The sequence below is a fragment of the Geodermatophilus sp. SYSU D00867 genome (assembly GCF_054050315.1).
Map to the genome: position 1 here is coordinate 72,651 of NZ_JBJGZC010000014.1, position 16,816 is coordinate 89,466.

Consider the following 16,816-nt stretch of genomic DNA (forward strand, 5'->3'; position numbering starts at 1 on the left):
GCTGCGGGAGGATGCTCCCGTGTTCCGACGACTCGACCGGCTGCCGGGGGTACCCGCGTGATCGACCGCTACACGCTCCCCGAGATGGGCCGGGTCTGGAGCGACGAGCACAAGTACGAGCTGTGGTGCCGGGTGGAGACGCTGGTGCTGGAGGCGCACGCGGCCGCCGGGCGGGTCCCGGCCGACGTCGTCGAGCCGGTGCGCAACGCCCCGCCGCCGACCGCCGCCCGCGTCGCGGAGATCGAGGAGACGACGCAGCACGACGTCATCGCCTTCCTCACCGCCTGGGCCGACAACACCGAGCCCCGCTCGGCGGCGGCCTACGTGCACCACGGCATGACGTCGTCGGACCTGCTCGACACCGCGCTCGCCGTGCAGCTCACCGAGGCCACCGACGTGCTGCTGGCCAAGGCCGACCGGCTGGTCGCCGCGCTGCGCCACCACGGCCTGGCGCACCGGGAGACCCTGCGGGTCGGGCGCACGCACGGCGTGCACGCCGAGCCGGTGGTGTGGGGGCACCGGGTGGCCGACCTCGCGTTCGCGACGGCCCGCTCCCGCGACCGGCTGCGCGCGGCGCGCGAGCGGGTCGGCGTCGTCGCGATCTCCGGCGCCGTCGGCACCTACTCGCTCATCGACCCGTCGGTGGAGGTCGTGGTCGCCGAGGCGCTCGGGCTGCGGCCGGCCGACGCCTCCACCCAGGTGGTCATCCGCGACTCGATCAGCGAGTGGGTCGCCGCGCTGGCGGTCATCGCCACCGTCTGCGAGACCATCGCGCTCGAGGTCCGGCACGGGCAGCGCACCGAGGTGCGGGAGCTGTCGGAGGCCTTCGGCTCCGGCCAGAAGGGCTCCAGCGCGATGCCGCACAAGAAGAACCCGATCCGCTCGGAGCGGATCGCCGGGCTCGCGCGGGTGGTGCGCGCCGCCGTCGTCCCGGTGATGGAGGGCATCCCGCTGTGGCACGAGCGGGACATCTCGCACTCGTCCACCGAGCGGGTGTTCCTCCCCGACGCCGCGATCACCACCGACTACCTGCTGCACCTGACCACCGGCCTGGTGGAGAACCTGGTCGTCGACGTCGACCGGATGCGGGCCAACCTCGACCTCACCGGCGGGCTGATCTACACCTCCGCCGTGCTGCTGGAGCTGGTCGAGTCCGGGCTCTCGCGCGAGGACGCCTACGCGCTGGTGCAGGGCGCGGCGATGGAGACGTGGAACTCCGGGACGCCGTTCCGGTCGACGCTGCGGACCCGCGCGGACTCCTCCGGCGTGACGCTCGACGAGGCGCGGCTGGACGAGATCTGCCGCCCCGAGGGCTACGTGCGCAACCTCGGCCCGCTGTTCGACCGGCTGGCCGCGCTGACGTGACCGTGGACCTGCCCCTGGTCGCCCGCGGCAAGGTGCGGGAGGTCTACGACGCCGGCGACGACCGTCTCCTGCTGGTCGCCTCCGACCGGATCTCGGCCTACGACCACGTGCTGCCGACGCCGATCCCGGACAAGGGTCGGGTGCTCACCCAGCTGTCGGTGTGGTGGTTCGAGCAGCTGACGCCGGTGCTGTCCGCGTTCGGCGCCACCCACCACCTGGTGTCGGCCACCGACGTGCCGGCCGGCGTCGCCGGGCGGGCGATGCTCGTGCGGCGGCTGGACATGCTGCCGGTCGAGTGCGTGGCGCGGGGCTACCTGTCCGGCTCGGGGACCGTCGAGTACTCGCGCACCGGTTCCATCCGCGACGTGCCGCTCCCGCCCGGGCTGGTCGAGGGCTCGCGGCTGCCGGAGCCGGTGTTCACGCCGTCGACGAAGGCCGAGGTGGGGGAGCACGACGAGGCGATCGACTTCGCGCGCGTGGTGTCCCTCGTCGGCGCCGCGCGGGCGGAGGAGCTGCGGGAGCTGACGCTGGCGCTGTACCGGCGGGGTGCGGAGGTCGCCGCGGGGGCGGGCATCCTGCTGGCCGACACGAAGTTCGAGTTCGGCCTCGGTGCCGACGGCGGCCTGGTGCTCGGCGACGAGGTGCTCACGCCGGACTCGTCGCGCTTCTGGCCGGCGTCGTCGTGGGCGCCCGGGGCCCCGCAGCCCTCGTTCGACAAGCAGTACGTCCGCGACTGGCTGACCTCCTCGGGCTGGGACCGCGTCTCGCCGCCGCCGGAGCTCCCCGACGACGTCGTCGCCGCCACCCGCGAGCGCTACGTCGCCGCCTACGAGCAGCTGACCGGCACCTCCTTCCGCTGATGCGGACGCGCGCGGGCATCGAGTACCGCTCCGGCGGGTCGGGCGGGGACCTGCTCCTGCTGCTGCACGGGCTCGGCGCGACCGGCGCGGTGTGGGACCGGCTGCTGCCGCTGGTCGAGCGGTCCTGGCCCGGGTCCTGGGCGGTCCCCGACCTGCGCGGGCACGGCCGCTCGGTGGCCGAGCCGCCCTACGGGTACGCGGTGCACGCCGCGGACGTGGCCGCGGTGGCGGCCGACCGCGGGGCCACGCGGGTGACCGTGCTCGGGCACTCCTTCGGCGGCGTCGTCGGCGCGGTGCTCGCCGGCGGCTGGTACGGCGTCGACGTCGTCCGGGTCGTCGCCGTCGGGGTCAAGATCGACTGGACCGACGACGAGGTCGCGCGGGCCCGCTCGCTGGCCGGCCGCCCGCCGCAGGTGTTCCCGACCGCCGCCGAGGCCGCCGCGCGGCACCTGCGGCTGGCCGGGCTGACCGGACTCGTGGACCCCGCCTCCGAGGTGGCGCTCGCCGGGGTCCGCGAGGCCGGCGGCGGGTTCACCGCGGCGCTGGACCCGCGCGCGTTCGGCGCCGTCGGCCCGCCGGTCGAGGAGGTCCTGTCCCGCGCGGAGGCGCCGCTGCGGCTGGCCGCCGGCGCGGCCGACCCGATGGTCGGTCTCGACGCGATGCGACGGGTCGACCCCGGCGCGGTGCTGCTCGAGGACGCCGGGCACAACGCGCACTGGGAGCGCCCGGACGAGGTCGTCGCGCTGCTGCGCTGACGGCGCCGGTCAGATCGACGCGGCCGGCGACTCGGCGCCGAGCCACTCGCGGAAGACCGGCACGACCCGGTAGGCGTAGGTCTGGGTGGTCCACCCGCGGGTGTCCGTGCAGCTCGTCGTCGTCACGACGCCGGCGGTGCCCGTCCCCGACACCGGGCCGCCGGTGCAGGTGCCGCTGGTCACGGGACTGGGACCGGTCGCGCTGTAGCGGCGGACGACGTAGCCGGTGACCGGCTGGCCGGCGAGGGTGACGGCGGGCCAGGAGACGGTCACGGTGCCGGTCAGGCCGTTGCGCGAGAGGGTGGGCAGGGGACCCGGCGACAGCGCGGTGGCCGCGGCGGCCGGGCCGCCACCGCCGGAGGCGACCCAGCCGGCCGACGCCTGCTGGGGTCCGGCGAGCAGCACGGCACACGCGAGGGACGCGACCAGGGCGCCGGCGCGTACGGGCAGCGGAGCTCGCGGTGCACGGCGCGCGGCGGAGGTCCCGGTGGCCATCAGGCGCTGGTGCCGGTCAGCGTCACGGGCACGGTGAAGGTGGCGCGCTGGCACTCGTTCGGTGCGGTCGGCAGCATCCGCACGACGTCCGGGAACGTCACCGTCTGGACCGCCGAGTCCTCCTCGAGCCGGATGGGCTGGGCGAGGGTCACGGTGGTCTGGACGGGGACGACGCTGCCCGCCGCGCAGCCGCCGGTGACGGTCCCGTACTGCACGGTGGTGAGGGTGACGGCGTAGGGGTTGGGGTTGCGCAGCCGCAGGACGACGTCGCCGGTGCCCCCGGGGTAGAGGTCGGCGACCGGCTCGGCCTGGTCGTCGACGAGGATCGGCTGCGCGCTCAGGGCCGTGGCGTCGGCGTCCCCGTCGCCCTGCGCGACCCAGGCGGCCGTCGCCGCCCCGCCGCCGCCGAAGAGGACCGTGCCGGCCGCGACCACGGCCAGCCGGCGGCACGCGCGGGACCGCGTCCGGGCGTGGCGGCCGCTCGCGGGGCGGGCGTGGCGTGCGGGAGCAGGCCGTGCCGGAGCGGCGCGGTGCCGCCCTCGCGACTGGCGGGTGCTCACGGGACCTCCGGCGGATGACGTGGGCTGCGGGGGACCTCGACCCCGGCAGGCGGACCATCGGCTCGGCGCGGCCGGTGCTCGAGGGACCGCCGGGACGGGACCGGGACGGGTCGGTGCCACCGCCCGGCCGCCGCGCGGTGCGCCGGCCGGGCGGGACGGGTCAGGCGACCTGGAGGCCCTCGACCGTGACGCGGACGCTGAAGGTCGCGCCCTTGCACTCGTCGGGCGCGGCGAAGGTCATGGCGACGGCGTCGGCCAGCGTCAGCTCGTGCCAGTTGCCGTCGGAGAGCGTCACGGAGCCGGGGATCGGCATCGAGGCCGCCACCGCCGAGACGCTGTCCTGCGGGCAGTCGCCGCCGGCGGTCACGGTGCCGAACCTCGCGGTCTGCAGCACCACCGGATAGGGGTTGGGGTTGCGCACGCGGACCACCACGTCACCCGTGGCGCCCGGGTACAGGTCGGCGACCGCCGCGGCCTGGTCGTCGACCTGCAGCCGGTCGGGGGCGATCGCCTGCGCGTCACCAGGGCCCTCGCCGGAGATGCTCCAGGCGGCCATGGCGGCGCCACCGCCGAGCAGCACGACGCCCCCGACCGCGGCAGCGGTGACCCGGCGCCGGCGGGACGTCGGGCGCCGGTGGGACGTGGGAGCCGAGCCGGCCTCGACGGCGCGGTGCCGGCCCTGGGACTGGCGGATGCTCACGGGTGTCTCCGGTTCCTCGGCGGTCCGGGACGGTCGCCCGGCTGGGGTGGAGTCGTCGCCCGAGCAGGTGACCTTGACCACGCCGGGTGGCTCCTCACCCCCGGGGGTGAGGACGGGGGTGCGGGTCACCTCCCCGGCGGCGACCGGGTGCCCACGGGGACCGGTTAGCCTGGAGCCGTGCCGCAGGTGGTCGTCGACGTCGTCCTCAAGCCGGAGATCTCCGACCCGCAGGGGCAGGCGGTGCTCGGCGCACTCGGCCGCCTCGGCCACACGCAGGTCACCGGGGTCCGCCAGGGCAAGCACTTCGTCCTCGACGTCGAGGGCACCCCGGACGAGGCGGAGCTCAAGCAGATCGCCGAGACGCTGCTGGCCAACCCCGTCATCGAGGACGTCGAGCTGCACCTGCCGGGGGCCTGAGCCGTGCGCATCGGTGTCATCACCTTCCCGGGCTCCCTCGACGACGTCGACGCCGCCCGCGCGGTGCGGCTGGCCGGCGCCGAGCCCGTCGTCCTCTGGCACGCCGACCACGACCTCGAGGACGTCGACGCCGTCGTCCTGCCCGGCGGGTTCTCCTACGGCGACTACCTGCGCGCCGGCGCCATCGCCGCCCGCGCGCCCCTGGTGCAGGACGTCGTCGACCGGGCGCGGAAGGGCATGCCGGTCCTCGGCATCTGCAACGGCTTCCAGGTCCTCTGCGAGGCGGGGCTGCTGCCCGGCGCGCTCACCCGCAACAGCCACCTGCACTTCCGCAACCGGGACCAGCGGCTGCGCATCGAGCGGGCGGACACCGCGTGGACCTCGGCCTACGCCGAGGGCCAGGAGATCGTCGTCCCGGTCAAGAACGGCGAGGGCCGCTACGTCGCCGCGCCGGCCGCCCTCGAGCGGCTCGAGGGCGAGGGCCGGGTCGCGGTCCGGTACGTCGGCGGCAACCCCAACGGCAGCCTGCGCGACATCGCGGGGGTCACCAGCGAGGACGGCCGGGTCGTCGGGCTCATGCCCCACCCCGAGCACGCCGTCGAGGACCTCACCGGGCCGTCGACCGACGGGCTCGGCTTCTTCACCAGCGTCCTGAAGGCGGTCGTCAGCGCATGACGCAGGGTCTCTCCGACCTCGACACGGGCCCCGGCCCGCTGGCCGACCGGCTCGACACCGTCGCGCTCGCGGAGAGCACCCCGGACGTCGGGCAGCCCTTCGCCGAGCTCGGCCTGAAGAGCGACGAGTACGCGCGGATCCGCGACATCCTCGGCCGCCGGCCCACCACCGCCGAGCTGGCCATGTACTCGGTGATGTGGAGCGAGCACTGCTCCTACAAGAGCTCCAAGGTGCACCTGCGCCGGTTCGGCGACCTGCCGCGCAGCGAGCACCTCCTGGTCGGCATCGGCGAGAACGCCGGCGTCGTCGACGTCGGCGACGGCTACGCGGTCACCTTCAAGGTCGAGTCGCACAACCACCCCAGCTACGTCGAGCCCTATCAGGGCGCGGCCACCGGGGTCGGCGGCATCGTCCGCGACATCCTCACCATGGGCGCCCGGCCGGTCGCCGTCATGGACTCGCTGCGCTTCGGCCGGGCCGACGCCCCCGACACCGCCCGGGTGCTGCCCGGCGTCGTCGCCGGCGTCGGCGGCTACGGCAACTGCCTGGGCCTGCCCAACATCGGCGGCGAGCTGCTGTTCGACGAGTGCTACGCCGGCAACCCGCTGGTCAACGCGCTGTGCGTCGGCGTGATGAGGCACGAGGACGTCCGCCTGGCCAAGGCCGAGGGCGCCGGCAACAAGGTCGTCCTGTTCGGTGCCCGCACCGGCGGTGACGGCATCGGCGGCGTGAGCGTGCTGGCGAGCGAGACCTTCGACCAGGAGGGTCCGGCCAAGCGGCCGAGCGTGCAGGTCGGCGACCCGTTCACCGAGAAGCTGCTCATCGAGGCCTGCCTGGAGATCTTCGCCGCCGACCTGGTCACCGGCATCCAGGACCTCGGCGGCGCCGGGCTGTCCTGCGCCACCTCCGAGCTGGCCAGCGCCGGCACCGGCGGCATGCACGTCGACCTCGACCGCGTCCCGCTGCGCGACAGCACCCTGACGCCCGCCGAGATCCTCATGAGCGAGTCGCAGGAGCGCATGTGCGCGATCGTCGAGCCGGCCAAGGTGGACGCCTTCCTCGCCGTCTGCCGCAAGTGGGACGTGCTGGCCACCGTCATCGGTGAGGTCACCGACGGCGACCGGCTCACCGTCGACTGGCACGGCGAGCGCATCGTGGACGTCCCGCCGCGCACCGTCGCCCACGAGGGCCCGGTCTACGAGCGGCCGATGCAGCGCCCCGCCGACCTCGACGCCCTGCAGGCCGACGACGCGGCCGCGCTGCCCCGCCCGGCCACGCCTGAGGAGCTCACCGCGCACTGGCTGGCCGTCGTCGCCAGCCCCGACGGCGCGGACAAGACCTGGGTGACCGAGCAGTACGACCGCTACGTCCGCGGCAACACCGTGCTCGCCCAGCCCGACGACGCCGGCGTGGTCCGCATCGACGAGGACACCCACCGCGGCATCGCCCTCGCCCTGGACGGCAACGCCCGCTTCGCCCGGCTGGACCCCTACGCCGGCGCGCAGCTCAACCTCGCCGAGGCCTACCGCAACGTCGCCGTCACCGGCGCCCGGCCGCTGGCGGTCACCAACTGCCTGAACTTCGGCTCCCCCGAGGAGCCCGAGGTCATGTGGCAGTTCGCCGAGGCCGTCCGCGGCCTGGCCGACGCCTGCCGCGCCCTCGGCCTCCCGGTCACCGGCGGCAACGTGAGCCTCTACAACCAGACCGGCGACGTCGCCATCAACCCGACGCCGGTCATCGGCGTCCTGGGCGTGCACGACGACGTCCGCACGCGGGTCCCCACCGGCTGGCGGGCCGCCGGCGAGACCGTGCTGCTGCTGGGCGAGACCCGGCCGGAGTTCGGCGGGTCGGCGTGGGCGAGCGTCGTCCACGGCCACCTCGGCGGCCGCCCGCCGGCCGTCGACCTCGAGGCCGAGCGCACCCTCGGTGAGCTGCTCGGGGCCCTGGGCCGCGAGGGCCTGGTCACCTCCGCGCACGACCTCGCCGACGGCGGCCTGGCCCAGGCGCTGGCCGAGTCCGCGCTGCGGTACGGCACCGGGGCGACGCTGCGGCTCGGAGACGACGCGTTCACCGCGCTGTTCAGCGAGTCCGGCGCCCGCGCCGTCGTCACCACGACCGACCCCGAGGCGGTGCGCACCACCGCCGAGTGGGCCGGCGTCGCGGTCACCGAGCTCGGCACCACCGGCGGCGACGTCCTCGCCGTCGAGGGCGTCGGCGAGCTGCCGCTGGCCGAGCTCCGGGCGGCGTGGACGGCGACCCTCCCGGCGCTGTTCGGGTCGCCGGAGGCCACCGTGGGCACCGTCCCGGCGGGCACCGTCCCCACCAGCTGATGCCCGCGCAGCAGCCGATCCCCGCCGAGGAGCTGCGCGCCGCCGTCGACGCCGTCCGCCCCTGGCTGGCCGGGGAGGCCGAGCAGCCCCCGCGGTCGGTGCTGGGCGCTGCGGTGAAGACGACCGCGCGGTGGCTGGCCCAGCAGGTGCCCGGCCGCTCGGTGGAGCTGCGGGTGCCGCCGCACGTCGCCGTCCAGCTGGTGCCCGGGCCGCGGCACACCCGGGGCACCCCGCCGAACGTCGTCGAGACCGACACGGCCACCTGGCTGCGGCTGGCCACCGGCGGGCTCGGCTGGGCCGAGGCCGTCGCCGGGGGGCTGGTCAGCGCCAGCGGCAACCGCGCCGACCTGTCCGCCCACCTGCCGCTGCCTCCGCTGCGGCGGGCGTGACGACGTGCAGGTCCGCGGAGGTGCACGGCGCACCTCCGCGGACCTGCACGGAGGACCTCAGCCGGTGAACAGCGTCAGCGCGGTCTTGACCGTCTGGTACAGCCCGTAGGCCAGCGGGACGCCGACCAGCGTCCACGCGAACGCGATCAGCCCGGTGGGCGTGTGCACGGGCTGCTGCCCGTCGGGCGAGGTCGTCTTCGACAGCGGCGTGCTCATCGGGCGGCGCTCCGTTCCGGGGTCGAGGGGGCGGCCGGGGCGGCGTCGCGGTGCGGCTCGTGCCACTTGCTGGCCACCGGTCGCACCAGCAGGTTCGCGACGAACCCGACGGCGAGCAGGCCGACCATGATGAACAGCGCCGGCCGGTAGTTGGCCGCCACCAGGCTGCCCGGCTCACCCTGGGTGTCCAGGACGCTGTTGACGATCAGCGGCCCGGCAACACCGGCCGCCGACCACGCGGTGAGCAGCCGGCCGTGGATGGCGCCCACCTGGTAGGTGCCGAACAGGTCGCGCAGGTAGGCCGGGACGGTGGCGAACCCGCCGCCGTAGAACGAGATGATCACCGCGGCGAGCAGCACGAACACCCAGGTGGCGCTGTTGCCGATGGTGGCCAGCGCGACGTAGAGCAGCAGGCCGACGCCGAGGTAGACCATGTAGATCGGCTTGCGGCCGATGTAGTCCGACGTCGAGGACCACACGAAGCGGCCGGCCATGTTGCCCAGCGACAGGACCCCGACGAAGCCGGCCGCCGCGGTCCCGGCCACCAGCGACGTGTCCCCGGTGCGGAAGAAGTCCTGGATCATCGGCGCGGCCTGCTCGAGGATGCCGATGCCCGCTGTGACGTTGCAGAACAGCACCACCCAGAGGAGCCAGAACTGCGGGGTCTTGATCGCGTTGTTGGCCGAGACGCTCTCGGTGGTGACCAGGGCCTTCTGCTTGATCGTCGACGGGTCGAAGCCGGCGGGCTTCCAGCCCTCGCCGGGCACCCGCACGATGGAGGCGCCGAACATCATGAAGACCAGGTAGAGCGCGGCGAAGGTGAAGAACAGCGCCGCGACGGCGTCCCCGTTCGGCACCGAGCCCTGGGTGCCGGGGTCGTAGGCCGGGTCGTACCAGCTCATCACCTGCCGGGACAGTGGCGAGGCGATCAGCGCGCCGCCGCCGAAGCCCATGATGGCCATGCCGGTGGCCAGGCCCGGCCGGTCGGGGAACCACTTGATCAACGTGGAGACCGGCGAGATGTAGCCGATGCCCAGGCCGATGCCACCGATGACGCCGTAGCCGAGGTAGACCAGCCACAGCTGGCGGGTCTCGATCCCCAGCCCGCCCACGAGGAAGCCGGTGACCCAGAGGCAGGCCGCGGTGAACATCGCCGCGCGGGGGCCGTTGCGGTCGACCCACGTCCCGAACAGGGCGGCCGACAGGCCCAGCATGACGATGGCGATCGAGAAGATGATGCCGATCGCCGTCAGCGACGTGTCGAAGTGCTCGACCAGCGCGGGCTTGTAGACGCTCGTGGCGTAGGCCTGCCCGATGCACAGGTGCACCGCCAGGGCCGCCGGCGGGATCAGCCAGCGGTTGAAGCCGGGACGGGCGACGATGCGCTCACGGCGCAGGAAGCCGGGCAGCGCCACGGGGGACCTCCACGGGGACGACGACTGTGGGGAACGCTACGGCCGGGTCCGGGAACCTGCCCGTCGGGGCGGGGTTCCCGGCCAGCGGGAGCAGCGGGCGCGGACCCCGCCGGGCCGCCCATAGGCTCCCGGCATGGCCTACGAGGTGAGGGGCGTCGTCGCCCGCGGCAAGGGAGAACCGGTCAGCGTCGAGACGGTCCTGGTGCCCGATCCGGGGCCGGGGGAGGCGGTGGTCGACGTCGCGGCCTGCGGCGTCTGCGCCACCGACCTGCACTACCGCCAGGGCAACATCAACGACGACTTCCCGTTCCTGCTCGGCCACGAGGCCGCCGGCACCGTGGCCGCGGTCGGCGAGGGCGTCACCGACGTGGCCGTCGGCGACTTCGTCGTCCTCAACTGGCGGGCGGTGTGCGGTCAGTGCCGCGCCTGCCGCAAGGGCCGGCTGCAGTACTGCTTCAACACCGCCAACGCCACGCAGACGATGACTCTCACCGACGGCACCGCGCTGTCGGCGGCGCTGGGCATCGGCGCGTTCGTGGAGAAGACGCTGGTCGCCGCCGGCCAGTGCACCAAGGTCGATCCGGAGGCGCCGGCCACCGCCGCCGGGCTGATCGGCTGCGGCGTGATGGCCGGGGTGGGCGCGGCGATCAACACCGGCGGGGTGCAGCGGGGGGAGTCGGTGGCGGTGTTCGGCTGCGGCGGCGTCGGCAACGCCGCGATCGCCGGGGCGAGGCTGGTCGGCGCGACGACGATCGTCGCCGTCGACGTCGACGACCGAAAGCTGGCGTGGGCGCGCCAGTTCGGCGCCACCCACACCGTCAACTCCCGCGAGACCGACGCCGTCGAGGCGATCAAGGGGGCCACCGGCGGGTTCGGCGTCGACGTCGCCATCGACGCGGTCGGCCGCCCGGAGGTGTTCGAGCAGGCCTTCTACGCCCGCGACCTGGCCGGCCGGGTGGTGCTGGTCGGCGTCCCGACGCCGGACATGCAGCTCACCCTGCCGATGATCGAGCTGTTCGGCCGCGGCGGGGCGCTGAAGTCCTCCTGGTACGGCGACTGCCTGCCCTCGCGGGACTTCCCGATGCTGGTCGACCTCTACCGGCAGGGCCGCTTCCCGCTGGAGGACTTCGTCTCCGAGACCGTCGGCATCGACGACGTCGAGGCCGCGTTCGAGAAGATGCAGAAGGGCGAGGTGCTGCGCTCCGTGGTGGTCCTCTGATGGCCGGGTCCACGGGAGGCGTCCGCATCGAGAAGGCCGTCGTCTCCGGGGTGTTCAGCCTCGACGGGCAGGACTTCGACGTCGACAACAACGTCTGGCTCGTCGGCGACGACGACGAGGTGCTGGTGATCGACGCGCCGCACCGCGCCGAGCCGATCCTCGAGGCGATCGGCGGGCGGAGGGTGACGGCGATCGTGCTCACCCACGGGCACAACGACCACATCACGGCCGCGGTCGACCTGCGGGAGGCCACCGGCGCGCCGGTCTGGTTCCACCCCGCCGACCGGGTGCTGTGGGAGATGGTCCACGAGAGCGCCGACCCCGACGAGGCGCTGGCCGAGGGCACCCTCTTCCGCGTCGCCGGCACGTCGCTGACCGCGCTGCACACCCCGGGTCACAGCCCGGGCAGCACGTGCCTGCACGCGCCCGACCTGGCCGCCGTCTTCACCGGCGACACGCTGTTCCACGGCGGCCCCGGCGCCACCGGCCGCAGCTTCAGCGACCACCCGACGATCGTGCGGTCGATCCGCAGCAGGCTGCTGACCCTCCACGGCGACACGGTGGTGCACACCGGCCACGGCGAGGACACCCGCATCTCCGCCGAGATCAGCACCGTCCGGTAGGGCGGCGCCGGCCCGGCGTCACGCCGGGCCGGCGTTCCCCCCGGCCGTCGTCCCGTCGCTCCCGGCCTCCGCGGCCGGGGGCTCCGGCGTGCCCGAGCGCTCCAGGCGCTGGCGGATCGCCGCGACGTTGAGCGCCAGGTCCTCCAGCGCCTCGACGGCGCGCGTGGCGAGGGCGAACGTGAGGTTCTCCCGCCGCTCCTCGGCGCTGGGCTCGCGCCGGCGCTGCCGCGTGTCGTGGTCGGTCGCCCGCCGCCAGGGGTCGTCGTCGCCGTCGTCGCCGCCGCGCGACGGGTCGAACAGCCCGCGCAGCATGCGCTGGGCCATCTCGAGGAAGTCGTTCGGGTCGGGCCGGTCGCTGCTCATGTCGGTTCCTCTCAGGTGGACCGTCCGTCAACGCGCCGGACCCCTGCTGCGGTTCCGCCCGCCCGGAGTGCCCGGCCGGCCGGTGCGGACCCGCCGCCGGGGTGGGCACGATCACGGCTCGGGCAGGAGGTACCCCGCAGGGCGCCGGTACGCTCGTCGGTGTGCCTCGCGGTGACGGACGGCTGACGCACGACCTCGACCCCCACGCTCCCGGCCCCCAGGACGCCTGTGGCGTCTTCGGCGTCTGGGCTCCGGGGGAGGAGGTCGCGAAGCTGACCTACTTCGGCCTGTACGCCCTCCAGCACCGCGGTCAGGAGGCGGCGGGCATCGCGGTCTCCGACGGCGCCTCGGTGGTCGTCTACAAGGACCTCGGCCTGGTCAGCCAGGTGTTCGACGAGTCCACGCTGGGCAGCCTGCGCGGCCACCTCGCCGTCGGGCACACCCGGTACTCGACCACCGGCGCGTCCACCTGGGAGAACGCCCAGCCGACGTTCCGCACCACCGACGCCGGCACCGGCCTGGCGCTGTGCCACAACGGCAACCTGGTCAACACCGCGGAGCTGGCCAGCCGGGCCGCGGACGCCGGCGTGCCCGGCGCCTTCACCGCCAGCACCGACTCCGACCTGGTCACCTCGCTGATCGCCGCCCGCCCCGACATGAGCGTCGAGGCCGCGGCCATGGAGGTGCTCCCGCAGCTGCGCGGCGCCTTCAGCCTCACCTTCATGGACGAGGACACCCTCTACGCCGCCCGCGACCCGCAGGGCGTGCGCCCGCTGGTCCTCGGCCGGCTCGAGCGCGGCTGGGTGGTGGCCAGCGAGACCGCGGCCCTCGACATCGTCGGCGCCTCGGTGGTCCGCGAGGTGGAGCCCGGCGAGCTGCTGGCCATCGACGAGAACGGCCTGCGCAGCCAGCACTTCGCCCCGGCCGAGCCCAAGGGCTGCGTCTTCGAGTACGTCTACCTCGCCCGCCCCGACACCACGATCGGCGGCCGCAGCGTGCACGCCGCCCGCGTCGAGATCGGCCGCCGGCTGGCCAAGGAGCAGCCCGCCGACGCCGACCTGGTGATCCCGGTCCCGGAGTCCGGCACGCCGGCCGCCGTCGGGTACGCCGAGGCCAGCGGCATCCCCTACGGGCTCGGGCTGGTCAAGAACTCCTACGTCGGCCGCACGTTCATCCAGCCGTCGCAGACCATCCGGCAGCTGGGCATCCGGCTCAAGCTCAACCCGCTGCGCGACGTCATCCGCGGCAAGCGGCTGGTCGTCGTCGACGACTCGATCGTGCGGGGCAACACCCAGCGCGCGCTGATCCGCATGCTGCGCGAGGCCGGCGCGGTCGAGGTGCACGTGCGCATCTCCAGCCCGCCGGTGAAGTGGCCGTGCTTCTACGGCATCGACTTCGCCAGCCGCGCCGAGCTCATCGCCAACGGCCTCGACGTCGACGGCGTGCGTGCCTCCATCAACGCCGACTCCCTCGGCTACGTCTCCGAGCAGGGCCTGGTCGCCGCCACGGAGCAGCCGGTCAACCGGCTGTGCACCGCGTGCTTCACCGGCCGGTACCCGATCCCGCTCGGCGAGTCCGGGGTGCTCGGCAAGCACGTGCTCGAGGGCAGCCTCCCCGCCGGCGTGGCCCGCACCCCCATGCCGCGGGTCGACGACGCCGAGCGCGCCGTCACCGGCTGGACCGGCCAGCAGGCCGGCAGCCCCGCGGTGCCCGGCGGCGCCGACGACGCCCTGCGCCGTCCGTGAGCCGGGCGCCCGGGAGCGGCGGCTTCACCTACGCGGACTCCGGCGTCGACATCGACGCCGGCGAGCGGGCCGTCGACCTCATGCGGACGGCCGTCGAGCGGACCCGCCGGCCCGAGGTGGTCGGCGGCCTGGGGGGCTTCGCCGGGCTGTTCGCGCTCGACACGACCCGCTACCGGCGCCCGCTGATCGCCTCGTCCACCGACGGCGTGGGCACCAAGATCGCCCTGGCGCGGCAGCTGGACCGGCACGACACCGTCGGCATCGACCTGGTCGCCATGGTCGTCGACGACCTCGTAGCCTGCGGCGCCGAGCCGCTGTTCCTCCAGGACTACGTCGCCTGCGGGAAGGTCGTCCCGGAGAGGATCGCCGCGATCGTCACCGGCATCGCGGCGGGGTGCGAGCAGGCCGGGGCCTCGCTGGTCGGCGGGGAGACCGCCGAGCACGGCGACCTCATGGCCGCCGACGAGTACGACCTGGCCGCCACCGCGGTCGGCGTCGTCGAGGCCGACGCGGTGCTCGGGCCCGAGCGGGTCCGCGACGGCGACGTCGTCGTCGCGATGGCCTCGAGCGGGTTCCACTCCAACGGCTACTCGCTGGTGCGCCGCGTGGTGTCCGCCGCCGGCCTCGACCTCGCCGCCACCCCGGCCGGGCTGGACCGGCCGCTGGGTGACGTGCTGCTCGAGCCGACGCGGATCTACGCCCTCGACTGCCTCGCCCTGGTGGACGGGCTCGGGGTCGACGGGGTGCACGCGTTCGCGCACGTCACCGGCGGCGGGCTCGCCGGCAACACCGCGCGGGTGGTGCCCGACGGGCTGGAGGCGGTGCTCGACCGCGGCACCTGGGCACTGCCGGCCGCGGTGTCCCTGCTCGAGGAGCACGGCGTGCCGCGCGAGGAGTCCGAGCGGGCGTTCAACTGCGGCGTCGGCATGGTCGCCGTCGTCGCGGCCGAGGTGGCCGAGCGGGCGGTGGGCCTGCTGACCGGCCGCGGGGTGCCGGCCTGGGTGGCGGGCACCGTCGGCGCCGGCGGGACCGGCGCGCGGCTGGTGGGTTCCTACCGCTGACCACGGCACACACCGCCGCCCCACGAGGGACGGCGGTGTGTCGTGTCGATCAGACCGGCGCGGGGCCGACCCTCAGCGACTGGCTGCCCAGTCGTCCTCGGAGTCGTCGTCCGCCCACCGGTCGGTGTACTCGTCGTCGTCCTCGTCGTCGTCCTTGTCGGCACGCGACGCGGTGTACGGAGACGGAGAACCGGCCAGCTCGCGCTGCAGCGCGGAGAGGTCGGTGTTGGGTGAGCTGTACTTGAGCTCACGGGCCACGCGTGTCTGCTTGGCCTTCGCTCGGCCGCGCCCCATCGGCTCGACCCCCTCGTGACGGAGAACGGGAGTCCAGCTCACGGGCTGGACGGCCCGCGTGGCGACCCCGACTGAGTGACTGTGTCTTGACCCAGCCTACGACACGAGCGAGGCGCGGGCACGGGTCCTCCCCCGCGGTCCCCCGACAGGGGCGGTGGTCCGCGCCACGCCCCTGCCGACGGCCCAGGTCAGCGGGGCAGCCGGATGGTCGCCAGCCGCCCGACGGAGGCGATCCGCTGCTCGGCCAGCCGGTCGGCGGCGACCGCGGGGGAGACGCCCTCGGCCGCGGCCGTCTCGAACACCCGCAGCGCGACGTCGAAGATGCCGGCCGCCTTGGCCTCCGCGCGGGCGAAGGAGAAGCCGTGCCGCTCGTCCTCGACCTGGATGACCCCGCCGGCGTTCACGAGGTAGTCGGGGGCGTAGAGGATCCCGCGCGCGGTCAGCCGGTCCGGGATGCCCTCGTGGGCGAGCTGGTTGTTCGCGCCGCCGCAGACCACCTCGGCCTGCAGGGCGGCGACCGTCGCGTCGTCGAGCGCGCCGCCGAGGGCGCAGGGCGCGTAGACGTCGGCCGGGCAGCGCACCAGGGTCGCGGTGTCGGCGACCGCCTCGACGCCGGGGTGCCGGGTGAGGACCCGCTGCACCGCGGCGGGGTCGACGTCGGTGACGAGGACGTCGGCGCCGTCGGCCACGAGCCGGTCGACCAGCCAGCCGCCCACCTTGCCGACGCCGGCGACGGCGACGGTGCGCCCGGACAGCGTCGGCTCGCCCCAGCGGTGCTGGGCGGCGGCGCGCATGCCCTGGAAGACGCCGAAGGCGGTGAGCACCGAGGAGTCCCCGCACCCGCCGTACACCTCGGAGCGGCCGTGGGCGAAGCGGGTCTCGCGGCCGACGAGGTCGAGGTCGGCGTTGGTCGTGCCGACGTCGCAGGCGGTGAGGTACCGGCCGCCGAGGGCCTCGACGAACCGGCCGTAGGCGCGCAGCAGCGCCTCGGTCTTGTCGGTGCGCGGGTCGCCGATGACCACGGCCTTGCCGCCGCCGAGGTCGAGGCCGGCCAGGCTGTTCTTGTAGGTCATCGCCCGGGCCAGGCGCAGCGCGTCGGCGACCGCCTCGTCCTCGGTGGCGTAGGGGTGGAAGCGGGTGCCGCCCAGCGCGGGGCCCAGCACCGTCGAGTGGACGGCGATCACCGCCCGCAGGCCCGAGGCCGGGTCGGAGCAGAAGACCACCTGTTCAGCGCCGGAGCCGAAGACGTCCACGACCGTCGAGCCTAGAACGTGCGGACGTGCCGTCCGTCACCCCCGAGGGGTCTCCAGTCCGCCGCCCGGGGTGTCGACAAG

Annotated in this window: 19 protein-coding genes; 11 read left to right on the forward strand and 8 right to left on the reverse strand. The window is 74.9% G+C overall.

The genetic code is table 11. The features are described 5' to 3' along the window. Positions 1-57 precede the first annotated feature (57 nt). From purB to ACI8AK_RS14730, 3 genes are read left to right on the forward strand one after another with little or no spacing between them, the layout of a single operon-like run. The gene (purB, locus tag ACI8AK_RS14720; RefSeq protein ID WP_456903930.1) at positions 58-1,365 is read left to right on the forward strand and encodes an adenylosuccinate lyase; all 1,308 of its coding nucleotides are present in this window, start codon (positions 58-60) and stop codon (positions 1,363-1,365) included. 2 nt (positions 1,366-1,367) lie between these two features. Continuing rightward, positions 1,368-2,225: a phosphoribosylaminoimidazolesuccinocarboxamide synthase gene (locus ACI8AK_RS14725; RefSeq protein ID WP_456956843.1), complete on the forward strand. Its 858-nt coding sequence runs from the start codon at positions 1,368-1,370 to the stop codon at positions 2,223-2,225. Beyond that, entirely contained in the window at positions 2,225-2,980 is a 756-nt protein-coding gene (locus tag ACI8AK_RS14730; RefSeq protein ID WP_387992133.1) for an alpha/beta fold hydrolase, read from the forward strand. Before ACI8AK_RS14725 ends, ACI8AK_RS14730 begins: the two co-directional genes overlap by 1 nt. A gap of 9 nt (positions 2,981-2,989) precedes the next feature. Here ACI8AK_RS14730 and ACI8AK_RS14735 read toward each other — a convergent pair whose 3' ends face one another. The 3 genes from ACI8AK_RS14735 to ACI8AK_RS14745 form a co-directional block, all read right to left on the reverse strand. Continuing rightward, on the reverse strand, positions 2,990-3,385 hold the full coding sequence (locus tag ACI8AK_RS14735) for a hypothetical protein (protein WP_456956845.1): 396 nt from the start codon (positions 3,383-3,385) through the stop codon (positions 2,990-2,992). An 89-nt stretch (positions 3,386-3,474) separates the two neighbouring features. Continuing rightward, positions 3,475-3,909, reverse strand: coding sequence for a hypothetical protein (locus tag ACI8AK_RS14740; RefSeq protein ID WP_456956847.1), 435 nt, complete (start codon positions 3,907-3,909; stop codon positions 3,475-3,477). A 286-nt stretch (positions 3,910-4,195) separates the two neighbouring features. Then, positions 4,196-4,735 carry a hypothetical protein gene (locus ACI8AK_RS14745; RefSeq protein WP_387992142.1) on the reverse strand — a complete coding sequence of 180 codons (540 nt, stop codon included), beginning with the start codon at positions 4,733-4,735 and terminating at the stop codon, positions 4,196-4,198. Positions 4,736-4,912: 177 nt separating this feature from the next. Between ACI8AK_RS14745 and purS the strand changes: the two genes are divergently transcribed. The 4 genes from purS to ACI8AK_RS14765 are packed head-to-tail and all read left to right on the forward strand — an operon-like array spanning position 4,913 to position 8,546. Further along, complete coding sequence (gene purS / locus ACI8AK_RS14750; RefSeq protein ID WP_387992145.1) at positions 4,913-5,152, forward strand: phosphoribosylformylglycinamidine synthase subunit PurS; 240 nt, start codon at positions 4,913-4,915, stop codon at positions 5,150-5,152. 3 nt (positions 5,153-5,155) lie between these two features. Further along, complete coding sequence (gene purQ / locus ACI8AK_RS14755) at positions 5,156-5,827, forward strand: phosphoribosylformylglycinamidine synthase subunit PurQ (RefSeq protein WP_456956849.1); 672 nt, start codon at positions 5,156-5,158, stop codon at positions 5,825-5,827. Then, on the forward strand, positions 5,824-8,157 hold the full coding sequence (purL, locus tag ACI8AK_RS14760; protein ID WP_456956851.1) for a phosphoribosylformylglycinamidine synthase subunit PurL: 2,334 nt from the start codon (positions 5,824-5,826) through the stop codon (positions 8,155-8,157). Before purQ ends, purL begins: the two co-directional genes overlap by 4 nt. Next, on the forward strand, positions 8,157-8,546 hold the full coding sequence (locus tag ACI8AK_RS14765) for a sterol carrier family protein (protein ID WP_387992154.1): 390 nt from the start codon (positions 8,157-8,159) through the stop codon (positions 8,544-8,546). Before purL ends, ACI8AK_RS14765 begins: the two co-directional genes overlap by 1 nt. Before the next feature lie 57 nt (positions 8,547-8,603). Here ACI8AK_RS14765 and ACI8AK_RS14770 read toward each other — a convergent pair whose 3' ends face one another. Together ACI8AK_RS14770 and ACI8AK_RS14775 are read right to left on the reverse strand one after the other, a co-directional pair. Continuing rightward, positions 8,604-8,762 carry an MFS transporter small subunit gene (locus tag ACI8AK_RS14770; protein ID WP_387992157.1) on the reverse strand — a complete coding sequence of 53 codons (159 nt, stop codon included), beginning with the start codon at positions 8,760-8,762 and terminating at the stop codon, positions 8,604-8,606. Further along, entirely contained in the window at positions 8,759-10,177 is a 1,419-nt protein-coding gene (locus tag ACI8AK_RS14775; protein WP_387992160.1) for an OFA family MFS transporter, read from the reverse strand. The genes ACI8AK_RS14770 and ACI8AK_RS14775 overlap by 4 nt, the downstream gene beginning before the upstream one ends. 133 nt (positions 10,178-10,310) lie before the next feature. Between ACI8AK_RS14775 and ACI8AK_RS14780 the strand changes: the two genes are divergently transcribed. Both ACI8AK_RS14780 and ACI8AK_RS14785 read left to right on the forward strand, forming a co-directional pair. After that, positions 10,311-11,396, forward strand: a complete 1,086-nt coding sequence (locus tag ACI8AK_RS14780; RefSeq protein WP_456956852.1) for an S-(hydroxymethyl)mycothiol dehydrogenase — start codon at positions 10,311-10,313, stop codon at positions 11,394-11,396. Beyond that, positions 11,396-12,019: an MBL fold metallo-hydrolase gene (locus ACI8AK_RS14785; protein WP_387988224.1), complete on the forward strand. Its 624-nt coding sequence runs from the start codon at positions 11,396-11,398 to the stop codon at positions 12,017-12,019. Before ACI8AK_RS14780 ends, ACI8AK_RS14785 begins: the two co-directional genes overlap by 1 nt. A gap of 18 nt (positions 12,020-12,037) precedes the next feature. Here ACI8AK_RS14785 and ACI8AK_RS14790 read toward each other — a convergent pair whose 3' ends face one another. Continuing rightward, entirely contained in the window at positions 12,038-12,382 is a 345-nt protein-coding gene (locus tag ACI8AK_RS14790) for a hypothetical protein (RefSeq protein ID WP_387988225.1), read from the reverse strand. 161 nt (positions 12,383-12,543) lie between these two features. Here ACI8AK_RS14790 and purF point away from each other — a divergent pair, with 161 nt between their 5' ends. Continuing rightward, positions 12,544-14,127, forward strand: a complete 1,584-nt coding sequence (gene purF / locus ACI8AK_RS14795) for an amidophosphoribosyltransferase (RefSeq protein WP_387988226.1) — start codon at positions 12,544-12,546, stop codon at positions 14,125-14,127. Beyond that, a complete protein-coding gene (gene purM, locus ACI8AK_RS14800; RefSeq protein WP_387988227.1) occupies positions 14,124-15,188 on the forward strand; it encodes a phosphoribosylformylglycinamidine cyclo-ligase in 1,065 nt (354 codons plus the stop codon). The genes purF and purM overlap by 4 nt, the downstream gene beginning before the upstream one ends. A 72-nt stretch (positions 15,189-15,260) precedes the next feature. Here purM and ACI8AK_RS14805 read toward each other — a convergent pair whose 3' ends face one another. Then, positions 15,261-15,482 (reverse strand): DUF3073 domain-containing protein, encoded by a 222-nt coding sequence (locus ACI8AK_RS14805; RefSeq protein WP_456951644.1) that lies wholly within the window; start codon positions 15,480-15,482, stop codon positions 15,261-15,263. Positions 15,483-15,670: 188 nt separating this feature from the next. Next, positions 15,671-16,735 (reverse strand): Glu/Leu/Phe/Val family dehydrogenase, encoded by a 1,065-nt coding sequence (locus ACI8AK_RS14810; RefSeq protein ID WP_456956854.1) that lies wholly within the window; start codon positions 16,733-16,735, stop codon positions 15,671-15,673. Positions 16,736-16,816 lie beyond the last annotated feature (81 nt).